At 71.3% G+C, this 22086-nt stretch carries 21 protein-coding genes; 14 read left to right on the top strand and 7 right to left on the bottom strand.

Annotated elements, in window-relative coordinates; genetic code table 11:
* Window positions 1–8 precede the first annotated feature (8 nt).
* The 4 genes from DW297_RS03745 (at window position 9) to DW297_RS03730 (ending at window position 6042) form a co-directional block, all read left to right on the top strand.
* Window positions 9–1340 carry an extracellular solute-binding protein gene (locus DW297_RS03745; protein WP_136029499.1) on the top strand — a complete coding sequence of 444 codons (1332 nt, stop codon included), beginning with the start codon at window positions 9–11 and terminating at the stop codon, window positions 1338–1340.
* Between the two features lie 10 nt (window positions 1341–1350).
* Window positions 1351–2760: a BNR-4 repeat-containing protein gene (locus DW297_RS03740; RefSeq protein ID WP_240744504.1), complete on the top strand. Its 1410-nt coding sequence runs from the start codon at window positions 1351–1353 to the stop codon at window positions 2758–2760.
* Window positions 2761–2824: 64 nt separating this feature from the next.
* Entirely contained in the window at window positions 2825–5086 is a 2262-nt protein-coding gene (locus DW297_RS03735) for an FAD-dependent oxidoreductase (RefSeq protein WP_136029497.1), read from the top strand.
* A 68-nt stretch (window positions 5087–5154) separates the two neighbouring features.
* Window positions 5155–6042: a LacI family DNA-binding transcriptional regulator gene (locus DW297_RS03730; protein ID WP_240744503.1), complete on the top strand. Its 888-nt coding sequence runs from the start codon at window positions 5155–5157 to the stop codon at window positions 6040–6042.
* Window positions 6043–6053: 11 nt separating this feature from the next.
* Here the strand turns inward: DW297_RS03730 and DW297_RS03725 are convergent, their stop codons facing one another.
* Complete coding sequence (locus tag DW297_RS03725) at window positions 6054–6863, bottom strand: DeoR/GlpR family DNA-binding transcription regulator (RefSeq protein WP_136029496.1); 810 nt, start codon at window positions 6861–6863, stop codon at window positions 6054–6056.
* 107 nt (window positions 6864–6970) lie between these two features.
* Between DW297_RS03725 and DW297_RS03720 the strand changes: the two genes are divergently transcribed.
* From DW297_RS03720 to DW297_RS03680, 9 genes are all read left to right on the top strand, one after another.
* Window positions 6971–7945: an acetylxylan esterase gene (locus tag DW297_RS03720; protein WP_136029494.1), complete on the top strand. Its 975-nt coding sequence runs from the start codon at window positions 6971–6973 to the stop codon at window positions 7943–7945.
* A gap of 132 nt (window positions 7946–8077) precedes the next feature.
* Complete coding sequence (locus tag DW297_RS03715; protein ID WP_136029492.1) at window positions 8078–8653, top strand: glucose-6-phosphate isomerase family protein; 576 nt, start codon at window positions 8078–8080, stop codon at window positions 8651–8653.
* A 9-nt stretch (window positions 8654–8662) separates the two neighbouring features.
* Window positions 8663–10153 carry a xylulokinase gene (gene xylB, locus DW297_RS03710; protein WP_136029490.1) on the top strand — a complete coding sequence of 497 codons (1491 nt, stop codon included), beginning with the start codon at window positions 8663–8665 and terminating at the stop codon, window positions 10151–10153.
* Complete coding sequence (locus DW297_RS03705; RefSeq protein ID WP_206252555.1) at window positions 10153–11118, top strand: phosphoglycerate dehydrogenase; 966 nt, start codon at window positions 10153–10155, stop codon at window positions 11116–11118. Before xylB ends, DW297_RS03705 begins: the two co-directional genes overlap by 1 nt.
* Complete coding sequence (locus DW297_RS03700) at window positions 11115–12074, top strand: shikimate dehydrogenase family protein (protein ID WP_136029488.1); 960 nt, start codon at window positions 11115–11117, stop codon at window positions 12072–12074. Before DW297_RS03705 ends, DW297_RS03700 begins: the two co-directional genes overlap by 4 nt.
* A complete protein-coding gene (locus DW297_RS03695; RefSeq protein WP_136029486.1) occupies window positions 12074–13042 on the top strand; it encodes a phosphotriesterase family protein in 969 nt (322 codons plus the stop codon). Before DW297_RS03700 ends, DW297_RS03695 begins: the two co-directional genes overlap by 1 nt.
* Before the next feature lie 48 nt (window positions 13043–13090).
* Window positions 13091–13387: a putative quinol monooxygenase gene (locus DW297_RS03690; protein ID WP_136029484.1), complete on the top strand. Its 297-nt coding sequence runs from the start codon at window positions 13091–13093 to the stop codon at window positions 13385–13387.
* A gap of 78 nt (window positions 13388–13465) precedes the next feature.
* Window positions 13466–14005 carry a hypothetical protein gene (locus tag DW297_RS03685; RefSeq protein WP_136029482.1) on the top strand — a complete coding sequence of 180 codons (540 nt, stop codon included), beginning with the start codon at window positions 13466–13468 and terminating at the stop codon, window positions 14003–14005.
* Complete coding sequence (locus tag DW297_RS03680) at window positions 13999–14775, top strand: hypothetical protein (protein ID WP_205828221.1); 777 nt, start codon at window positions 13999–14001, stop codon at window positions 14773–14775. Before DW297_RS03685 ends, DW297_RS03680 begins: the two co-directional genes overlap by 7 nt.
* 125 nt (window positions 14776–14900) lie before the next feature.
* On the opposite strand, the gene DW297_RS03675 is transcribed toward DW297_RS03680, so the two are convergent.
* From DW297_RS03675 to DW297_RS03655, 5 genes are all read right to left on the bottom strand, one after another.
* Window positions 14901–15455, bottom strand: coding sequence for a VOC family protein (locus DW297_RS03675; RefSeq protein WP_136029480.1), 555 nt, complete (start codon window positions 15453–15455; stop codon window positions 14901–14903).
* A gap of 126 nt (window positions 15456–15581) precedes the next feature.
* On the bottom strand, window positions 15582–16586 hold the full coding sequence (locus DW297_RS03670) for an ABC transporter substrate-binding protein (protein WP_136029478.1): 1005 nt from the start codon (window positions 16584–16586) through the stop codon (window positions 15582–15584).
* A gap of 157 nt (window positions 16587–16743) precedes the next feature.
* On the bottom strand, window positions 16744–17778 hold the full coding sequence (locus tag DW297_RS03665; protein ID WP_205812648.1) for an ABC transporter permease: 1035 nt from the start codon (window positions 17776–17778) through the stop codon (window positions 16744–16746).
* Window positions 17778–19280 carry a sugar ABC transporter ATP-binding protein gene (locus DW297_RS03660; RefSeq protein WP_136029476.1) on the bottom strand — a complete coding sequence of 501 codons (1503 nt, stop codon included), beginning with the start codon at window positions 19278–19280 and terminating at the stop codon, window positions 17778–17780. Before DW297_RS03660 ends, DW297_RS03665 begins: the two co-directional genes overlap by 1 nt.
* Before the next feature lie 190 nt (window positions 19281–19470).
* The gene (locus DW297_RS03655; RefSeq protein WP_136029474.1) at window positions 19471–20340 is read right to left on the bottom strand and encodes a sugar phosphate isomerase/epimerase family protein; all 870 of its coding nucleotides are present in this window, start codon (window positions 20338–20340) and stop codon (window positions 19471–19473) included.
* 186 nt (window positions 20341–20526) lie between these two features.
* Between DW297_RS03655 and DW297_RS03650 the strand changes: the two genes are divergently transcribed.
* The gene (locus DW297_RS03650; RefSeq protein ID WP_136029472.1) at window positions 20527–21528 is read left to right on the top strand and encodes a LacI family DNA-binding transcriptional regulator; all 1002 of its coding nucleotides are present in this window, start codon (window positions 20527–20529) and stop codon (window positions 21526–21528) included.
* 128 nt (window positions 21529–21656) lie between these two features.
* On the opposite strand, the gene DW297_RS03645 is transcribed toward DW297_RS03650, so the two are convergent.
* Complete coding sequence (locus DW297_RS03645; RefSeq protein WP_136029470.1) at window positions 21657–22076, bottom strand: RbsD/FucU family protein; 420 nt, start codon at window positions 22074–22076, stop codon at window positions 21657–21659.
* Window positions 22077–22086: the final 10 nt, after the last annotated feature.

Below are 22086 nucleotides of genomic sequence, written 5' to 3'. Positions count from 1 at the left end.
GCACCCCCATGTCCGAGAACACCACCGTCTCCCGTCGCCAGCTCCTCCAGTTCGCCGGGCTCGGCGCCGCCGGCCTCCTGCTCGCCGGCTGCATGCCGAGCGGCGGCGGCAGCGGCTCCACCAGCCCCGCGTCGTCCGCCGGCTCCGCCTTCGGCACCGGCGACTTCACCGCCACCGACTTCTCGTTCTCGAGCTGGTCGCTCACCGAAGAGGCCGCGGCCCCGGCCACCCGTGCCCTGCTGGAGGGCTACACCAGCGCCCAGAAGGTCGGCATCACCGAGGTGTCGTTCCCCTACAACGAGTACTTCAAGCAGCTCATGCTGCAGGTGCGCGGCGGGCAGTTCACGGGCGCCGCCCACGTCGACGTCGCCTGGCTCGCCTCCCTCGCCGCCCTCGGCAAGCTCGAAGACGTCTCGGCGCTCACGAAGGACCGCGGCTACACGGCCTCCAGCCTCGAGGCCACCCAGCTCGACGGCGTGCAGTACGCGTTCCCGTGGACCATCGGCGCGATCGGCCTCATCACCAACTCCGAGATCCTCGACAGGGCCGGCATCTCGCAGTTCCCGACCACGGTCGACGACTTCGAGTCCTCGCTGAAGAAGCTCAAGGGTCTCGGCGGCGGGCTCATCCCCTACGCCGCCTCCACCAAGGCCGCCCAGCTCAAGGACATCCTCATCTGGATGCAGACCTTCGGCAGCGACCTCGTCAAGGACGGCGAGGTCACGATCGGCGACGACGCGAGCATCGAGGCGGTGTCCTGGTACAAGTCGCTGTACGACCAGGGCCTCATCGCCGCCGACGTCGACCGCTTCGACGCCCGCTCCCTGTTCGCGCAGGGGCGTGCCGCCATCTACGACGACGCCCCGGTGGGCCGCGGCTCCGTCACCAAGGACTCGCCGGACCCGGACCTCGCGTCCAAGCTCGTGCCCGAGTCGCGGCCGGTCCTGAAGAAGGGCGACACCCCGCGCGCGCTCGTCTGGGGCGGCGCGATCGCGATCGTCGGCGGAGGCGAGGGCGACAGCGCGCGCACCGCCGCCGACTTCGGGCAGTGGGCCACGAGCGACCTCGACGCCGTGCTCGGCGACTACGAGCTGCGGGGTCTGCCGCCCGTGACCGAAGAGGCCCAGACGTCCGAGGTCGTCTCGTCCGACGCGTTCGGCGCCCGCTTCGCGGAGAAGATCACCGCGACCGCCACCACCAACCCGTTCTGGCAGTTCCCCCAGTACGCGCAGATCGAGACCGCCATCGCCGACCGCGTGCAGGCCGTGCTCGTGGGCCAGCAGAGCGCCAAGGGCGCCATGTCCCAGGCCGGCGACGAAGCGCAGAAGCTGCTGGGCTGAGGCCGCCGCCATGTCCTTCCGCTCGAAGACCGGCGCCGCCGTCGCCGCCGTGGTCGCCGCCGTCGCGCTCGCCGTGCCCGCACAGGCCGACGTCACGACCACCACCGTCGAGACCCTGCCCGTCACGGTCGACAGCTCCAACCAGTCCGGCTGGTGGAACCCGCTCGTCGTCGTCGGCGACCGCACCTTCTTCGCCTACAACGTGCCGGGCTCGGTCGCCGCGAAGCACCGGGTGAACGTCGCCGTGCGCACCGCGGACGGCACGTGGACCTCGGGGTGCCTGAAGCTCGCCACGGGCGTCTGCGCCGAGTACGACGACGACAACGGCCACAACCAGCCGTCGCTCGCCGTCGACGGGGACGGACACATCCACGCGTTCGTGTCGATGCACCACGAGCCCTGGAAGTACTTCCGCTCCACGACGCCGTTCGACGTCACCTCGCTCGTCGACGTCAGCGCCGAGATGCCCGACGCCGGTGCCGCGATCTCGTACCCGGTGACCGCCCAGGGCGCGGACGGGGACGTATGGCTCATGGTCCGCGTCGGCGCCGACCCGCAGGCCCGCAGGGACGGCGTGCTGTACCACTACGATCCCGCCGTCGGCACGTGGGCCCGCGAGACCGTGATCGCCGCCGCCGTCAACCACTCCTTCTACCCGGACGACCTCGAGGTCGATGCCGACGGCAGGGTGCACGTGCTGTGGGAGTGGGGGCCCTGGCCCGCCGACCCCTACCGTCACCTCGGCTCGTACGCGGTGTACGACCCGGCCACGGGCGGCTTCCGCGACGTCGCCGGCCAGGCCCTGCCCACCCCGATCCGTCCGGACACCCCCGGGGCGGTCGTGTGGCGCGGGTACGAGCAGGGCGAGACCATCGGCGACGCCGTGCCCGCCGTGCAGACCGCGAAGATGGCGATCGCCGACGGCGCGCTGGTCGGTGTCACGTACCGCTACGCCGACACGACCGAGAACGACTTCGACGTCCGCTGGGCCACCTGGAACGGCTCGGCCTGGACGAGCGAGACCCTCGTGGACGCCGGCGCCCTCGGCAGCGGCGTGCAGACGATCGCCGCGCTGGACACCACGACCGCGGGCTCCGAGACCCGTGTCTACGCCGTGGTGTCGGTGCAGGACTGCGGGGTGACCCGCACGCAGACGGTGCTGCTGTCGCACACGTCCGGCGCGTCGGGCTGGGCGGTCGAGGCCGTCGGCGACCCGGTCACCGGGCAGCAGCGCCTGCGGGCGGCCACGCGCGGTGACGGCACCGATGTGGTGTACCTGAGCGCACCCGCGGTTCCGGGCGGCGGCACCCTCCGCCACGCCGAGGTGCCGCGCGACGGGCAGCAGGGCGGCACCTCCCTCGCCGCGATCGTGTCCGCCCTGCGCGGCGACGCCGGCGGCTGCACGGACACGGGCTCGTGACCACCGCCGCCTCCGCAGCCGCCCTCTGAGCGGCACCCCTCTCCCCACCCCCGAAAGGACCCCCATGCGCACCCAGACCGTCGAAGCCGACATCATCGTCGTCGGCGGCGGCCTCGCCGGAGTGAGCGCCGCCGTCGCGGCCGCCCGCCTCGGCCGACGTACCGTGCTGATCAACAACCGGCCGGTGCTCGGCGGCAACTCCTCGTCGGAGGTGCGGGTGTGGGTGTGCGGGGCGACCGCGCACGGCAATCAGCGCTGGGCGCGCGAGACCGGGATCATCGGCGAGATGTACCGCGAAAACCAGTACCGCAACCCCGAGGGCAACCCGGTGTACTGGGACGACGTGGTGCTCGACATCGTGCGCCGGGAGCCCCACCTCACCCTCTTCCTCAACACCGAGGTGCTCGAGGCCGAGGCCACCGGACCCGACGACGCCCGTCGGGTCCGGTCGGTCACCGGGTGGACGATGGGCTCGGAGATCCGCACGGTGTTCCGTGCACCGCTGTTCATCGACTGCACGGGCGACGGCCTGGTGGGGCGCCTGGTCGGTGCGCGGCACCGGCTCGGCAAGGAGAGCAGGAGCGAGTTCGGCGAGGACTGGGCCCCCGAGCAGCCGGTGCGGGAGTTCCTCGGCTCGACGCTGCTGTTCTACACGAAGGACCTCGGGCACCCGGTCAAGTACGTCGCCCCCGAGAGCGCGAAGGACATCTCGACGACGCCGATCCCGTCCTCCCGCATCATCCGCAGCGGCGACAGCGGCGCCCACTACTGGTGGATCGAATGGGGTGGCACGCTCGACATCGTCGACGACAACGAGGCGATCCGCGACGAGCTGCGCTCGGTGATCCTGGGCATCTGGGACCACATCAAGAACTCCGGCGAGTTCGACGCCGACACCCTCACCCTGGAGTGGATCGGGAACATCCCCGGCAAGCGCGAGTACCGCCGCTTCATCGGCGACTACACGCTGCGCCAGCAGGACATCCTGGAGCAGACGTCGTTCGACGACGGCATCGCGTTCGGCGGCTGGTCCATCGACCTGCACCCCGCCGAGGGCATGTACGCGACGGGCGCCGGCGCGGTGCAGCGCTTCTCCGACGGGGTGTTCGAGATCCCGTTCCGGTCGCTGTACTCCGTCAACGTCGACAACCTGCTCATGGCCGGTCGCGACATCTCCGCGACGCACATCGCGTTCGGTGCCGCGCGGGTCATGGCCACCTGCGCCGCGATGGGTGAGGCCGCGGGCACCGCCGCCGCCCTCTGCTATGCGTTCGACGCCACCCCGCGCGAGCTGTACGAGCAGCACCGCGCGGAGCTGCGCCAGACGCTGCTGCGCGCCGACGCCAGCCTCATCGGCGTCGCCAACGAGGACGACTCCGACCTCGCCCGCACCGCGGCCGTGACCGCCTCCAGCACGCTGCGCACCATCGGCACCGCGGCGAGCGCCACCGCGGACGCCGTCCCGCACGCGCTCGTCGAAGACCTCGGCATCGTGGTTCCGGTGCATCCGCGACTGGAGACGACCGAGCTCCTGCTCTCCGCCGAGGCCAACACGCAGGTCACCGTCGAGGTGTGGTCGACGGGTCGCCCGCAGAACGTCGTGCCCGCGCGGCTCGAGCACCGCACCGTGGTGGAGGTTCCGGCCGGCGGACCCTCGTGGGTGCGCGCGGACACCCCGTTCGCCCCGGACGAGCCCCAGAACGCGATCGTCGTGGTGAGGGCCGCCCCCGGCGTGCACGCGCACCTGACGTCTCCGCTGCCGCCCGGCGTGCTCACGCTGGTGCACCGCGTCGACAACGACGACCGCAACGTCGAGGTCGACCGCGACGGCCTGCTGGTGCAGTGGCCGACGAAGCCCCTGCGCGGACGCAGCCCCGTGTTCCGCACGAGCCCGCCCTCGGAGGCGCTGGCTCCGGAGCGGGCGACGTCGGGGTACAACCGGCCCTTCGGCGGACCCCACCTGTGGGCGTCGGACCCCGCGGCGGACGGGCCCGCCTGGCTCCGGCTGGACTGGGAGCACCCCGTCGAGGCCGCGGAGGTGCGTCTGGTGTTCGACGACGACGTCGACCTCGAGCTCAACACGCTGCACCACCACCGCAGCCCCGACGAGGTGATGCCCCCGCTCGTGCGCGACTACCGTGTCGAGGTGCAGGCGCCCGGTGCGGACGAGTGGCGCGTGGTCGCCGAGGAGCACGACAACCGCCATCGACTGCGGGTGCACCCGCTCCCCGCCGACCTCGGGCCGTTCACCGCGGCGCGCCTCGTGGTGGAGCGCACGAACGGCGCCGCGGAGGCCAGGGTCGTCGCGTTCCGGGTGCAATCGTGACGGAGAGCGCTAACGTGAAGGGCATCCGCCGGCACGGCGGCGACCGTCGTCCCTCCAGGAGGCCGCAGGTGACCACCTCGCCCGGCGGCCGCGTGCTCCCCGCCGCGCGCGCCACCCGTACGGGCCTCATCGCGCTCGCGGTGCCGCACCTGGAGGAGCCCTACTTCGCCGAGCTGGGGTCGCGCATCGTGCGCGCCGCCGATGAGCGCGGTCTCGCCGTGCTCATCGTCCAGACCGAGGGCGACCACGGCCGCGAGATCGACGTCGCGAACGGTGTGGGGCTCCCGCCGATCGACGGTCTCATCCACATCCCGCGCTCCCTCACGGTGGCCGACCTCACCCGCCGCACGTCGCCGGGCCCGCTCGTGCTGCTGGGCGAGCACATCCAGGTGAGCCCGTTCACGCACGTGACGATCGACAACCGCGCGGCGGCGTTCACGGCCACCGAGCATCTCCTGGCGGTCGGCTGCCGTCGCATCGGCTTCGTCGGGCGCCGCGACGCGCGCCCCTCGGATGCGGCGGACCGGCGACACACCGGATACCTGGAGGCCCTCGCGGCCGCGGGCCTTCCCGCCGACCCCGTCCTCACCGCGCAGGTCGATGCGTTCACGGCGGAGGAGGGCGAGCGGGTGGCGGGCGCCATGGCCGCCGCGATCTCCGACCTCGACGGCCTCGTGTGCTCGAACGACTCGGTGGCCCTCGGCGCTCTCGCTGCCCTGCAGGCGCGGGGGCGACGGGTGCCGGCCGATGTCGCGGTGGTGGGGATCGACGACATCCGCGCCGCGCGCTTCGCGGTCCCCGCGCTCACGACGATCGCCCCCGACCACGAGAAGCTCGTCGATGCCGCGTTCACCGAGCTGGAGCGTCAGATCGCCGCCCCGCCCGGAGCCGACCTCCCGGTGCGGCACGTGACCGTCGATGCCCGGCTCGTCCGTCGGGCGAGCACGGCTCGATGACCGTCGCGGACTCAGTCCGCCAGGGCCGTGGCGAGCGCCCGCTCGTCGCCGGCGTCGCGCGGCGCGAGGTGCAGGGTTCCGACGTGGGCGTCGAGCGCCTCCCTGGCCGCGTCGTCGAGCCCGTCGTCGGTGATGAGACGGTCGATGTCGCTGAGGTCGGCCACCGTCGTGAGACCGACCACGCCCCAGCGGTCGTGCTCGGCGAGCACCACGACCTCGCGGCCGGCGGCCATGAGCGCGCGGTTCGTCTCGGCCTCGAGCAGGTTCATCGTGGTCATGCCCGCCTGCACGTCGAGGCCGTGCGCGTCGAGGAAGACGAGGTCGCAGTGCAGGTGCTCGAGCGCGCGCACGGCCACGGGGCCGACGAGGGCCTGCGACGGCGTGCGGACGCCCCCGGTGAGCACGACGGTCTGCGTGTAGGGCGCGTCGGCGCGTTCGGGCGGCGAGAAGAGGTCGGACACCGGGAGCGCGTTGGTGACGACCGTGAGCTCGGGGACCTGCACGAGCGCGCGGGCCAGGGCCAGCGCGGTGGCTCCCCCGGAGATGCCGACGGCCATGCCGGGCTCCACGAGCGCGGCGGCCGCGGCGACGATCGCGCGCCGCTCGTCCGAGATCGCGGGAGCCGGGAGCAGCCGCTGCGGGCCGCGCACGCGCACGCCCCCGCGGATGCGCTCGACGGCGCCTTCCTCGGCGAGCTGGTCGATGTCGCGCCGCACCGTCATCTCGCTCACCTGCAGCGTGGCGGCGAGTTCGCCGATGGAGGCCGTACCGCGGTCGCGGGTGAGGGCGAGGATGCGCTCGCGTCGTTCCGTGACCAGCACGCGGTCTCCTTCCGGTGGGGCCTCCAGTCTGCCACGCGCCCCCACGGCCCGCCGCGGTCGACGCACCCCCGCCCGCCCCACTCCCGGAACAGGATCCCCGACGTCGCATGACCCTCCCCGAGCCCTACGCCACCTGGTTCCCCGCTGCCGCGTTCGACGGCCGCTACGGACGCACCGAGGCCGACCTCCGCGCGGTCGCGCCCGCGCCCGCGCCGCCGGGTTTCACGGAGCGGTGGCGGCGCTGGCGCCGTGAGGCCGCCGCGGTGGACGCGGCTCCCGTCGTGCTGTCGTCGGCGGTCGAGCACGGGCGGAGGGTGTCGGTGGTCGAGCACAGCGGCGTCGACGGCGTGCGTCTGCGGGCCTGGGTCGTGGAGCCCCTCGACGGGCGACCGCGGGCCGGCGTCGTCCACAGCCACGGCTACGGCGGCCGCGAGGAGGTCGACCTCGCGCGCGTGCCCGAGGGCCTCGCGGCGATCTTCCCGGTCGCCCGCGGCCTCGGCGCCCTCAACGCAGGGGTGGGCGCACCCGAGTCGACCGCGGAGCACGTGCTCGCGGGCATCGACGACCCGGAGCGCTACGTGCTCGGCCTCTGCGCGCGCGACCTGTGGCTGGCCGCCGATGCCCTGTCCGCGCTCGTCGGGGAGCTGCCGCTTTACTACGTCGGTGAGAGCTTCGGCGGCGGCATCGGTGCGCTGGCGCTGCCCTGGGACGAGCGCTTCGTGGGCGCGACGCTCATCGTGCCGAGCTTCGGGCAGTACGACGAGCGCCTCGCCGTGCGGTGCCTCGGCAGCGGCGAGACCGTGCGGCAGCACGTGCGCCGCCACCCCGAGGCGCGGGAGGTGCTGCGCTGGTTCGACTCCTCCACGAGCATCGGCTTCGCGCGCATGCCGGTGCGCGTGGAGGCCGCCCTGTGGGACCAGTACGTGCCGCCGCAGGGACAGTTCGCCGTGGCCGCCGGTGCCCGCGAGGTCGAGCTCGCCGTGCTCCCAGCCGGGCACGCCGAGTACCCCGGGTGGGTGGCCGTGACGGCGGCGGCGATCCGCGAGGGCCGGGAACATCTGGAGCGCGTGCTCGCCCGGTGAGCGCCCGGAGATGCCGCAGGCGCGCACGCGGGTCCGCGCAGGCGAGCACTGGACGCAACCTGTCATAACAGGTACAGTGAGCTTGTCATTACAGGTTGCGCAGCGCCGCAGCATTCCGTCCGAGGAGCATCGATGCCCGAGTACCAGACCCCGCCGATCCCGCCGATGGCCATCGCCTTCGACGCCGAGAAGCTGACGCTCTCCCCCGAGGGCCCCACGCTCACGCGGCGGATGTCCGACCTCGAGGGCCTGTTCCGGGATCACGACGCCTGGGCCGCCTCCGCATCGGGCGACGACCCGGTGGTCTACACCGTCGTCAGCTCCCCCGTAGCCGAGGTCGACCGCGAGCTGCCGCAGTCGATCACGACGATCATGCCCGGGGACACGTCGGGCGAGCTGTGGATGACGAAGGGCCACCAGCACCCCGACCACCAGGGCGAGATCTACCTGGCCCTGAAGGGCCGCGGCGGACTGCTCATGTTCGACGGCGAGCGCACCGAGTGGCTCGACATGCTCCCCGGCACCATCGGCTACATCCCCCCGGGCTGGGCGCACCGCTCGGTCAACACCGGCGACGAGCCCTACGCCTTCCTCGCCGTCTACCCGGGCGGCGCGGGGCACGACTACGGGTGGGTGCTGGAGCACGGCATGGGCTCGCGCGCCTACCGTGCGGAGTCCGGCGTCGACCTGCGCCCGTACGCGGAATAGGCTCCGGCCATGCTGATCGCGCACGACCTCGGCACCACCGGCAACAAGGCCTCGCTGCACCATGACGACGGCCGCCTGATCGCCGCGGTCACGGTGCCGTATCCCGCGCACTTCGCCGCGGGCGGGATCGCCGAGCAGAACCCCGACGACTGGTGGAACGCGGTCGTCGCCGCCACCCGCGACCTGCTCGCACGCACCGCCACGGCACCCTCCGACGTCGCGGGGCTCGTGGTGAGCGGACAGATGATGGGCGCCGTGCTGCTCGACGGCGACGGCGAGCCCGCGCGTCCCGCCATCATCTGGGCCGACACCCGCGCCGGGGCGCAGCAGCGCGAGCTCGAGGCCGCGCTCGGCGCCGAGCGGGCGTACGGCATCCTCGGCCACCGCCTGAACCCCACCTACTCGGTCGAGAAGATCATGTGGGTGCGCGACAACGAGCCCGACGTGTGGGCGCGCGTGCGCCGGGTGTGCGTCGCGAAGGACTTCATCGTGCTGCGGCTCACCGGGCGCCTGGCCACCGACCGCTCCGACGCCTCGGGCATGAACGCCTACGACCAGGCCGCCGGCACGTGGTCGAGCGAGGTGCTGGCAGCCGCTCGGCTCGACCCGGTCCTGTTCCCCGAGATCCTGGAGTCGACGCAGATCGCAGGTCCCCTCACCCCCGCGGCGGCCGAGGCCCTGGGCCTGCACACCGGAGTGCGCGTGGTGATGGGCGGCGGCGACGGACCCCTGGCCGCGGTCGGCTCCGGCGTCGTGGCCCCCGAGGACGGCGCCTACGTCTGCCTGGGCACCTCGTCGTGGATCTCGTTCGCGGCGGATGCCCCGCTGCACGACCCGGCCATGCGCACCTTCACGTTCGACAACGTCGTGCCCGGCTCGTTCGTCCCGACGGCCACCATGCAGGCGGGCGGCGCGTCGGTGCAGTGGATCGCGGAGGCGCTGTCGCCCGATCCCGCGCACCCCGAGACCGGGCGCCTGACCGCCGAAGCCTCGGCCGACGTCGACACCGACGACCTCTACTTCCTCCCCTATCTGCTCGGCGAGCGCTCTCCGCTGTGGGATCCGGACGCCCGCGGGGCGTTCGTGGGTCTCGCGCGCCATCACGGCCGGGCGCACCTGGTGCGGGCGGTACTGGAGGGCACCGCGTTCAACCTGCTCACGTGCATCCAGGCGTTCCGGGAGTCGGGCGCCGTGATCGACCGCATCGACGCGGTGGGCGGCGGGGCCCAGAGCGACGTGTACCTCTCCGTGCTCGCGGATGTGTGGGGCGTGCCCGTGCGGCGGCGCACGATCGTGGAAGAGGCGAACAGCCTCGGCGCGGCGGTCACCGGAGCCGTGGGTCTCGGGCTCACCGACTTCTCGGCGGCGCGGGCGCTGAGCGAGGTCACAGCCGAGTTCACGCCCGACCCCGCCCGGCACGCGGTGTACGCCGAACGGCATGCCCGGTTCGCCGACGCCTACACCGCGCTCGCGCCCTGGTTCGCCGGACGGCCGCGCTGATGGGCGTCATCCTCGTCACCAGTCGCTCGTTCTCCGACGGCGACCTCGACCTGGTGGAGCGCGCGGCGCGGGCGGGGCACCGCATCCTCCGCGGGCCCGCGCATCACGACCTCGACGAGCTGCGGTCGCTGCTGCACGGGGCCGACGCGTGGATCGCGGGCACCGGTCCCGTGACCGAGGCGCACCTCGCCGCGGCACCGAAGCTCAAGGTGGTGGCGCGCTACGGCGTGGGCACCGAGGCCGTCGATCTCGCGGCGGCCCGGGAGCGCGGTATCCCCGTCACGAACACCCCGGGCGCCAACGCCGACGCGGTCGCCGACCACGCGGTGGGACTCATGCTCGCGGCACTCCGGTTCGTGCCAGACGGCGACCGCCGGGTGCGAGCGGGCGACTGGGGTGTGCGGCGCGGCCGCGAGCTCGGCGCCGCGACCGTGGGCATCGTGGGCTTCGGCCGTATCGGCCAGGGTGTCGCGCGGCGCCTGAGCGGCTTCGGCTCCCGGGTGCTCGCGGCCGACCCGTTCCTTCCCGTCGAGCTCGTGCGGGCGCAGGGCGCGGAGCCGGTCCCGCTCGACGAGCTGTTCCGCGCGGCCGACGTGATCACCCTGCACGCGCCGGGCGGACAGCGGCTGGTCGACGCCGAGCGCCTCGCGGACATGCGCCGCGGCACGGTGCTGGTGAACACGGCCCGCGGCGACCTGGTCGACGAACAGGCGGTGGCCGAGGCCCTGCGCGACGGCACGCTCGCCGGCTACGCGGCCGACACGCTCGACGGCGACACCGCCGCCCACGACAGCCCGCTGCTCGCGGCCGATCTCGTCGACCGCGTGATCGTCACCCCCCACCTCGGTGCGCAGACCACCCAGGCCGTCGACAACATGGGCTCCCTGTCGCTCGACGACGTGATCGCCGTGCTGCGCGGCGCCGAGCCCGCCCACCCCGTGCCCGTTCCCCAGGAGATGCGATGACCACCACCGCCGACACCGCCGCACCCGCCGCGGACACCGCCACCGCCGACTACATGGGGTTCGTGGGCGTGACCACCGCGTCCTCCTCGATCATGAAGGTGTTCCCGCTCTGGGCCGACATCCTCGACCTCCCGACCCGCAGGCTCGTGGGCCACGACCTGCCGATGGACGCCGACCCCGCGCAGTACCGCGCGATGGTGGAGCAGATCCGCGACGACCCCCACCACCGGGGCGCCCTGGTGACCACGCACAAGATGAATGTGTACGCGGCGGCGTCCGACCTGTTCGACGAGCTCGACCCGTTCGCGGTGTCGTGCTCCGAGATCTCCAGCATCGCCAAGCGGGGCTCGCGCCTGTCGGGCCGCGCGAAGGATCCGATCACGGTCGACCTCGCCCTGAACGACTTCCTGCCCGCCGACCACTTCGCCCGCACCGGGGCGGAGGTCGTCATCCTGGGTGCGGGCGGCTCGGGCACCGCGCTCAGCTGGGCCCTCGCGGAGCGCACCGACGCCCCCGCCCGCATCACGGTGACCGCGCGCACGCAGGACAAGCTCGACCACCTGCGCGAGGTGCACCGCCAGCACGGCACCCCCGACGACCTGCTGCGCTACGTGGTGACGGAGACGCCGGAGGAGGCCGATGCGCTGGTGGCGGCGGCGCCCGCGGGTTCCGTGATCGCGAACGCCACGGGGCTCGGCAAGGACCGTCCCGGCTCGCCGCTCAGCGACGCGGTCGTGTTCCCCGCGGGCGCGTACGCGTGGGAGTTCAACTACCGCGGGTCGCTGGAGTTCCTGCACCAGGCCGAGGCGCAGCGCGCGTCGCGCGACCTGCACGTGGTCGACGGCTGGCGCTACTTCATCCACGGCTGGTCGCAGGTGGTGGCCGACGTGTTCGAGCTGGAGCTGACGCCCGAGACCGTGGAGCGGCTGGCCGCGGCAGCGGAGTCGGTGCGCTGATGCCCGTCGTGCGCACGGTGCTCGGCGACGTCGACGCGTCGGAGCTCGGGCGCGTGAACTACCACGAGCACCTGTTCCAGGTGTCGCCGCTGCTGCCGGGCGACGAGCTCGACGACGAGCAGGCGTCGGGCGACGAGGCGGCGGCGTTGCAGACGAGCGGCTTCGACGCGATGGTCGACGCCACGCCGTTCGGGCTCGCCCGGAACCCGGAGGCGCTGGCCCGCATCAGCGCGGCGACCGGACTGGGCATCGTCGCGACCACGGGGCGGCACCGCGAAGCCCACTACGGCGACGACCACCCGATGCAGGTGTGGGACGCGGAGCGGCTGTCCGCACTGTTCGTGGCGGACCTCACCCGCGGCATGCCCGCCTCCGACGACGCGGTGTTCGCCGCGCCCGATGTGCCCGTCGCGACCTCGCCCACGGGCGCCCCGGTGCGCGCGGGGATGCTCAAGGCGGGCATCGACTACTGGCGCATCAGCCCGTTCGAGCGCACGACCCTCGGCGCGGTGGCGGCCGCGCACCGCGAGACCGGTGCCCCCGTCATGGTGCACCTGGAGTTCTGCACGGCGGCGCACGAGGTGCTCGATCTACTCGCGGCCGAGGGCGTGGCGAGCGATCGGGTCGTGCTCGCCCACGCCGACCGCGACCCCGACCCCGGACTCCACGTGTCGCTCGCGGAGCGCGGCGCCCACCTCGGCTACGACGGCTTCGCCCGTCCGCGCACCCGATCCGACGCGGAACTGCTGGCCCTGACCGCCGCCGTGGTGGAACGCGGTGCGGGCGACCGCATCGTGCTCGGCGGCGACGTCGCCCGGCGCACGCGGTACATCGCCTACGGCGGGATGCCCGGGCTCGCCTACCTCGGCGACCGGTACCTGCCGCGACTGCGCGACGCGGTCGGCGATGCGGCCGTGCAGCGTATGCTCGTGCACACGCCCGCACGACTGCTCACCCTCGACCACTGAGACCGCGCCGCCCGACGCCGTCTCGTCGCCTCCACCCGAGGAGCCCCCATGACCGAACCCACCATCCTGCACGCCGTCTTCACCGCGAAGCCCGGGGCAGCCGACCGGGTCGCCGCACTCCTGCGGGAGTTCGCCGAGATCGTCCGCGCCGAGGAGGGCAACGTGGTGTTCGACGCCACGCGACTCGTCGACGACCCCGACCGCTTCTTCGTATACGAGGTGTACCGCGACGAGGCCGCGTTCCAGGAGCACCTCGCGGCGTCCGCCGGGGTCCCGTTCAACGCCGCGCTGCAAGAGCTGATCGTCGAGCCGGCCTCGATCCTCACCTTCCTCCGCCGCGTCTGAGCCCCTGTCCGAGGTGCGCGCGCGGGCTCCTGTGGACAACCCGGACCGACGCGCCGGCGTTGCACGTACCGTGGCCCGGTGACTCGTCCCCACTCCCTTTCGACGCGCGCCCTCGCCGCCCTCGCCGTCTCCCTCGTCCTGCTCACCGGCTGCACTGCCGATCTGAAACCCTCCCCGTCTCCGACGCCGACCCCGCTGTTCGCCTCGAAGAAGGACGCCTTCGCCGCCGCCGAGGCCACCTATCGCGCCTACAACGACGCCGGCAATGCGACCGTACTGACCGACGCGAGGACATTCGAGGACGTCTACAAGTGGTTGCGAGCAGACGCGCTTTCCTCTGCCAAGAAGGCGTACAGCTACTACGACGCAGAGGGATGGAGGCGGGTCGGCGAGACCACCTTCGATCACTTCACCCCCATCTCCTACGACGGCGAGGACGTGACCGCCAGACTGTGCATTGACGTGTCGCACGTTGATGTCTTGGATTCCACCGGAGCGTCCGTCGTGTCGACCGACCGGCAGCCTCGGCAGGCACTGGAATTGCAATTGAAGCCTGCGCTGACGAGCACAGGATTGGCGATCGTTTCGAGCGATGCAACCAAGGAGCTCGAATGCTGACGTCGACAGTGGCGCTGCTTGCCCTGCTTTCTCTGACGACCACCGTTCCGCCGACATCGCCACCCCCGGGTGGCGGTGAAGAATCAGCCTGGCTATCGACCGTCGGTACGTCCAGCCTCACCGTCACCGCGACGCAGACCACCCCCGCACCGCGCGGCGACAGCGCTCCCCGCGGTCGGAAGAACGGCAGCGCCGAGCCGAAGCCGGCCGACCCGTGCGCCGCCGTGCCGTACCCGTACAAGGCTTCGTGCGGGATCTACGGTGTCCGTGTCACCAGCGCCGACGGCGACCCGCTCACCATCTCGGATCTCGCCCGGTTCGCTCCCGAGCCGGTCGCCACGGCGGCCGAGCCGGGTGGGGTCGGGGTCGCGGGGCTTCCGACGAACTTCGTCACCGCCGCGACCGCGCACACGCAGCAGGGCACCATCCTCGACCTGGCCGTCACGGTGCGCTTCACCCCCGTCGCGTTCGACACCACGTTCGGCGACGGCACCAGCGCCACCACCGCCACCGGGGGCCGCACCTGGGCCGCCGCCCACCAGCCGCAGTTCACCCCGACTCCGACGAGCCACGTCTACCGCGACCGCGGCACCTACACCGCCGTCACCACGGTCCGCTACACGGCCGAGGTCGACCTGGGCAACGGCTGGTTCCCCGTCGCGGGAGAGCTCTCGGTCGCCGGGCCCGCCCAGAGCATCCGCATCTACGAGGCCACGTCCGCCCTGGTCCGCTACACGTGCGACGAGCAGCCCACCGCAGCCGGCTGCTGACTCCCGTCCGTCGCCGTCGCACGGAGCGTCGAAGGAGACCGCCGGGATGTCCTTCGACCTCCGCTGGGCGGTTCGACTCGGCAACGGGCACCTGCGCGAGGATCAACAACACGGCTGCAATCCCTTCAGCTCGGCAGTCGCGGGTCCCGGAGCGATGCGATCGCCTGGACCAGGCTCTCGTGGATGTAGTCCAACTCCGGCGATGTGAAACTCGACCAGTCCTCGGCGGTGTCGGCGCCATCCGTGGACCAGGCCTCGTCTTCACCGCTCGTGTCGTCGGTCTGCTCCTGGGCGGCGTGCCGGTAGACCCACCAGAGGTTGCCCGAGGGGTCGACGAACCGCGCGAGCGTGTCACCGAAGAAGTCGGTCGGTGTGGTCACGACGCGGGCGCCGAGGGCGACGGCCCGCGCCAGCGTCGCCTCCACGTCGACGACGTACACCTGGAGGAACCCGGGGGTGAACGGCCAGTCCGGCTTGCGGTCGGCGACCGTGATCATCGAGTCCCCGATGCGCAGCTCGGAATGCAGGATCAGGCCGTCGGTGTCGAGCGTTCGCGCCTGGGGCACATCCGAGGCGTCGAAGACCTCGATCACGAAATCGATGATGCGGGCGGCATCGTCGGTCATGAGGAAGGGGTTGACGGTGTTCGACCCGGCAGGAACGGGAGCAGGTGTGGGCATGGTGCATCCTTTCGTTCCGCACAGGATGCCGTGCACCGCGGTCAGATCCTGTCCTGATGATCCTCCCGTCCCGGAAACACGAAGCCCCCCGCCGCAAGGCGAGGGGCTCCGTGGTTCAGCGGGGTGTCACTCGTAGAGCACCGCGGCGATCTTGTCGTCGTCGATGTTGTTCTTGTCGTACCAGTAGGAACCGGTGTCGTAGAACTCCTCGACGTCGTCGCCGTTCGCGGCGTCGTATGCGGCCTGCACGACCTGCGCGCCGATGCCGATCGGGTCCTGCGTGATGGCGCCGGCCATGGTGCCGTCCTTGATCGCGTTGATCTGCGCGGCGCCGGAGTCGAAGCCGACGATGGTGATCTTGCCCTTCTCCAGGCCCAGCTCGTTGACGGCGTTCACGACACCGATCGCGGAGCCCTCGTTGGTGCCGTAGATGCCCTTGAGGTCGGGGTGGGCGGCGATCAGCGTCTTGGCGATGTCGGCCGACTTGAGGTGGTCGCCGTCACCGTACTGGATGTCGACGATCTCGATGTCGGGGTAGTCCGACTCGATCTTCTCGACGAAGCCGTCGCGACGCTCGACACCGGTCGAGTTGATCTGCGAGTGGCCGACGATCGCGACCTGGCCCTCGCCGCCGATCAGCTCGGCCATGTGCTCGGCCGCGAGCGCACCCGCGACCTTGCTGTCGGTCGCGGAGAGGCTCAGGCCCACGTCGCCGTCACACGGGGCGTCGAAGTAGACCACCGGGATGTCCTTCGACTTCGCCTGCTCGAGCGGGGCGACGCACGCCTCGGGGTCGAGCGCGGCGTAGGCGATGGCGTCGGGGTTCTTGTCGATCGCGGCGGTCAGCATCTCGAGCTGCTGCGCGATCTCGGTCTCCGCGGCGGGGCCCTCGAACGTGATCTTCACGCCGAGCTCCTCGGCCTTCTGCTCCGCACCCTTCTTCACGGCCTGCCAGAACTGGTGCTGGAAGCCCTTCGAGACGAGCGCGATGTACATCTCGCCGTCGCCGCTGCCGCTGCCGGAGCCGGAGCCTTCCTCGATGACGTCGCCGCCACCGCCGGCACAGCCGGCGAACACGAGCGCGGAAGCGGCCACGAGGGCTGCGAAGGCGGTCTTCTTCCCGAATTTCATGAAAACTCCATTGTTTGAGTACGAGCCGGATGGTTCTGTGTGATGCCGGCCAGGGCCGGCTGTGGGACATTCCTGGTGCCTGTGCGGAGGGACTCCGCGGGTCCGGCCGGGGCCGGGTGGGGCGGCGGCGGGCACGGGTTTCGCCGCCGCCCTGGTCTCAGGTGCGCTGCCGGTTGCGCAGCGAGTCGAGGAAGACCGCCAGCAGCACGACCACGCCGACGACGATGTTCTGCCACTCGGTCTGGATCGACATGATGCGCAGTCCGTTCACGAGCACACTCATGATCAGCGCGCCGATCACGGTGCCGAGGATCGAGCCGCGTCCGCCGAGGAGAGAGGTGCCGCCGATGATGACGGCCGCGATGGCCTGCAGCTCGTACCCGGTGCCGATCTGCGGCTGGGCGGAGTCGAGGCGCGAGGCGATCACGATGCCCGCGACTCCGGTGAAGGCCCCGGCGAACATGTAGATGAGGATCGTCCAGCGGCGCGTGTTCACACCGGAGAGGCGGGTGGCCTCCTCGTTCGAGCCGATCGCGAAGGTGTAGCGGCCGAGGAGCGTCTTCGACAGCACCAGCCACGCCACGATCGCGAGGGCGGCCGTGATGAGCACGGCGTTCGGGATGCCGGGGATGATCACGCCGAGCGCGATCTTCTTGAAGTCGGGCGCCGAGGTCGAGAAGTAGATCGGCGCGACGTTCGAGATGACGAGGGCGAGGCCGCCGGCGATCATCATCATCGCGAGCGTGGCGATGAACGGGGGAAGGCGGAGGAACGTGATGTTCACACCGTTGATGAGGCCCATCAGCACACCGGTCGCGATGCCGCCGATCACGCCCAGCCAGACGGGGAGGCCGAGGTTGGTGACGATCACGCCGGTCATCACGGCGCACAGGGCCATGCCGGTGCCGATCGACAGGTCGATGCCGCCCGTGATGATGACGAACGTGGTGCCGAGGGCGAGGATGCCGATGACCGCGGTCGACAGCAGCACGGTGGCGATGTTGCTGAAGGTGAAGAAGTTGGGGCTGGCGATCGAGAAGAAGATGACCAGCACGATCAGGGTGCCGAAGGCCAGCGACTGCTGGAACTGGCGCTTCAGGAATCCGCCGATGTCGCGCTTGTCGGTGTTCTCGTTCACGGCCGTCTGGATGATGGTCGTCGTCGACCCTCCGGGCTGCTGTGGGGTGCTCATCAGTCTTCCTCCCCGTGGGCTGCGAGTTGCATGATCTTCTCCTGGCTGGCTTCCTCGTTGCGGAGCGTCCCGGTGATGCGCCCGTTCGCGAACACGGCGATGCGGTTCGCGACGCGCAGGATCTCGGGGAGCTCCGACGAGATGACGATGATGGACTTGCCGCTGTCGGCGAGCTGCTGCATGAGGCGGTAGATCTCCTCCTTCGCGCCGACGTCGATGCCTCGCGTCGGCTCGTCGAAGATGAGGATGTCGCAGTCGCGCATCAGCCACCGGGCGATGACGACCTTCTGCTGGTTCCCTCCGGAGAGCAGCTTGACGACCTGGTTGACCGAGGGGGTCTTCACGCGCAGCTGCTGCACGTACTCCTTGGTGCGGTTCTTGGCCTTGCCGTCGCCCATCCAGCCGATGCCGTTGGCGTAGCTGCCGAGCGAGGCGAGCACGGTGTTGAACGTGACGTCCTGTTCGAGCATGAGCCCGAGCAGCTTGCGGTCTTCGGAGAGGTAGCCCACGCCGTGCTTGACCGCGTCGGCGGGCTGGGCGATCCGCGCCTGGCGCCCGCCGATGGTGATGGTGCCGCCGTCGCGGTGGTCGGCGCCGATCACGGCACGGGCGGTCTCGGTGCGTCCCGCGCCCATGAGGCCGGCGAACCCGAGGATCTCGCCCTTGTGCAGCTGGAACGACACGTCTTTCAGGAGGGTCTTCGTCGACAGCCCCTGCACGTCGAGCACGACCGGGTCGTTCAGGTGCTCGCGGGCCTGCGGGCGGGTCCCCTCGTCGATCACGCGGCCGACCATCATCTCGATGATCTTCGGGATCGTGATCTCCGCCTTGTCGAGTGATCCGATGTATGTGCCGTCGCGGAGGACGGTCACGCGGTCGGCGAGGCGCCGCAGCTCGTCCATCCGGTGCGAGATGTAGACGATGCCGGTGCCGCGCGCCTTGAGCTGCTCGATCAGCACGAACAGCGTCTCGACCTCGCTGTCGGTGAGGGCCGAGGTGGGCTCGTCCATGATGAGCACCTTGGCGTTGAACGACAGCGCCTTGGCGATCTCGACCATCTGCTGCTCGGCCACCGTGAGCTCGCCGACGAGCTGTCGCGGGTTGAGGTGGATGCCGAGGCGCTGGAGCAGCTCCGCCGTCTGCGCGTTGAGCTTGCGCTCCGACAGGAACGGGCCGGTCGTGGGCTCGCGGCCGACGTAGATGTTCTGGGCGACGGTGAGGTCGGGCATCAGGTTGAGCTCCTGATGGATGATCGTGATGCCGAGCTCCTGCGCCTGCAGCGGGCTGGTGAGCTCGACCTCGCGGCCCTCGAACGTGATGGTGCCCTCGTCCTTGGTGTAGATGCCGGAGAGGATCTTCATCAGCGTGGACTTGCCGGCGCCGTTCTCTCCCACGAGCACGAGCACCTCGCCCTCGCGCACCTCGAGGTGCACATCCTTCAGCGCCTGCACGCCGGGGAATCCCTTGCTGATCCCCTCGACCCTGAGGATGGGTCCACTCATGCGCTCACCTGCTTCCTTGGAGGTCGTCTCGCGATTGGCGGATCATTCCGCCGTAAACATCGGATCAATTCTGCGTCCTGCACCCGGGCTGGTGCAAGTTGTATCTAAATGTATCTAAAGATCATTCGATCGGGAAGACCTGTAATAACATCTTGATCTCGACCGAGGATCCCGTCGCCGCTGACCCGGCTCAGTGCAGCCGGATCGAGTCGACCGCGACGAGCTTGTCGCGGATATAGGCGTTGGCGTGCGCGCCGAGCTCGTCGTTGTCGGTCCAGAGGTTGCGCCAGATGCCCAGCATGCGACTGAGGTCGGGAGCGACCACCGCCGACGAGAACGACTCGAAGACGATCGGCCCGTCGTAGCCGATGCGGCCGAGCGCCTTGAAGAACGTGTCGAAGTCGACCGTGCCGGTGCCCAGGTACCCGCGGTGGCTCTCGCCGATGTGCACGTACCGCAGCGCCGGAGCCGCGTCGAGCACCGGGGCGAACATGTCCGACTCCTCGATGTTCATGTGGTACGTGTCCAGGTGCACGCCGAGGTTCGGGCGGTCCACCTCCGCCAGGTACGCCAGGGCCTGCCGCGCGGTGTTGAGCACGTTGGTCTCATAGCGGTTCACCACCTCGAGCGACACCGAGACCCCGCGCTCGGCGGCGTGGTCGGCGACCCGGGCGATCGCGCGACGGCTCGACGCGAGCCCCTCCGGTGTCACCGGGTCCATGTACTTCTGCATGGCGCTGTAGATCACGCCGCAGAAGTGGGTCCCGCCCAGCTCGGCCAGCACCTCGACCGCGCGCAGCAGCAGCGCCTCACCGGCCGCGACCACATCCAGGTCGGAGCTCGTGACGTCGGTCTCCGCGGAGAGCCCGAGGGAGGCACTGACCGCGAGACCGTGCTCGGCGAGGGCGCCCTTCGCCGCCGCGACGTCGAACGTGAACGGGTCCATCAGCGGGAACTCGATCAGGTCGAACCCGGCCCGCTTCGTCTTCTCCACCGCGAGGCGGATACCGTCGGCGTCGAAGGTTCCGGTCCAGACGAGTCCGTGACAGCCGATGTTCATGAGACCTCTCCCGGCGGGTGTGCGGCACCGTCGCCGTCCGGACTTGGCACGTTCCAATTCCGGGTTCGACACACGTTAGGTCCGACGACGACGGCCTGTCAAGAACTTTCTTGGCACGTTGCAATCCCTCGGCTAGCCTGGTGTCGCCGCCGGGGTCGCCTCGGCCCGTATCGACGAAGGAGACCGATGCCCGCCAGCGTGAAAGACGTGGCCGCCCTCGCCGGCGTCTCCTCCTCGACGGTCTCCAACTACCTCAACCACCCCCACGTGCTCGGGGAGGGCAGCCGGGAGAAGGTGCGGGCGGCCATCGAGCAGCTGGGCTTCGTACCGAACGAATCGGCACGGCAGCTGCGGGCGGGGTCGAGCAAGGCCCTGGCGCTGATCCTTCTCGACGCGTGGCTGCCGTACTTCCACGAGCTGTCCCGCGGTGTCGACGACGTGGCGCGCGAGGGCGGCTGGTCGCTCTTCTTCAGCAACAGCGACCGGGATGCCGACCGCGAGCAGCGCAACATCGACATGTTCGAGGCGCATCGCGTGCAGGGCATCGTCATCTACCCGCTCGGCGACGTGGTGCCGCGCCTGGAGCGACTCGCCGATCGCGGCATCCGCTCCGTCGTGGTCGGGCCGATCCGCGAATCCGCCACCGTCGCCTCCGTGCTGTTCGACGACCGCGCGGGCGGACTGCTCGCCGGCGAGCACCTCGTCGACCTCGGGCGGCGGCGCATCCTCTTCCTGGGCAACCCCGCGGTGACCGAGTCGAACGACCGCCTGGCGGGACTGCGCGACGCCACGGCGGGCACGGGCGCGGAGGTCGAGGTGCGGGAGGTCGGGCACCTCGCCACCGAGGACGGACTGACCGCGGGGGCAGAGATCGTGGCGCAACCCGCGGACGAACGGCCCGATGCGATCTTCGCCGCGAACGACATGGTGGCGCTCGGCGTGCTGACACAGCTGCTGCGGCACGGCATCCGCGTGCCGGAGGACATCGCGCTGGTCGGCTTCGACGACGTGGCCGAGGCGCACCAGAGCGTGGTGCCGCTCACGAGCGTCCGCCAGCCCGGCTACGAGATCGGTCGCGCGGCCGGTGCAGCGCTGCTGGCTCAGCTCGCCGACCCCGCGGCTCCCCCGCCCGCGACCCCGCCGTTCCCCGCCGAGCTCGTCATCCGCGAATCCACCCGCGGCCGCTGACCCGCATCACACCGCACGCACCGTGGGCGCCTGAGCCGGTTCACAACTCCGCAGAAGGGGCGCGCCCGGCGCCGGTACGCGCGGGAGGCCGAGTGTCCCCGCTGTTCCCCTGAGTCGTGAACCGATCGTCAGGCGGAGGGGTGGCCGACGACGCCCTTGCGGAGCAGCGCGTTGCCGTACTTGCGGGTCTCGCCCGTGCGCACCAGGAGATACGCGTCCTGGGCGACGTCGTAGTAGGCGAAACGCTCCACGAACCGGGTCGTGTCGACCGCCGTGCCCGCCGCGTCCATGAGCTCGCGCTGCACGTCGAGCACCTCGCCGTCGGCCGACGCCATCAGGTCGAGGCCGGGCGCATCGTCGAGGGGCAGCACCGTGCGGATCGCCGCGACGACCTCGGGCGTCGTCGTGCCGGGGAGGTCGACCACCCGGGCGCCCAGCCCCCACGCGGGGAAGTGCGCATCGGCGACGACCACGGCGTCGGAGTGCCCCATGCGGTCGAGGTGCAGCAGCAGTTCGCCGGTCAGCAGCGGGTGGATTCCTTCGAGCACGAGGGCTCCT

Origin of the sequence: Microbacterium sp. PF5 (assembly GCF_004794315.1) — a bacterium.
In the GTDB taxonomy this organism is placed as follows: Bacteria; Actinomycetota; Actinomycetes; order Actinomycetales; family Microbacteriaceae; genus Microbacterium; species Microbacterium sufflavum.
The sequence above is the reverse complement of the archived record's forward strand: the minus strand, read 5'-3'. Positions and strand labels throughout refer to the sequence as shown.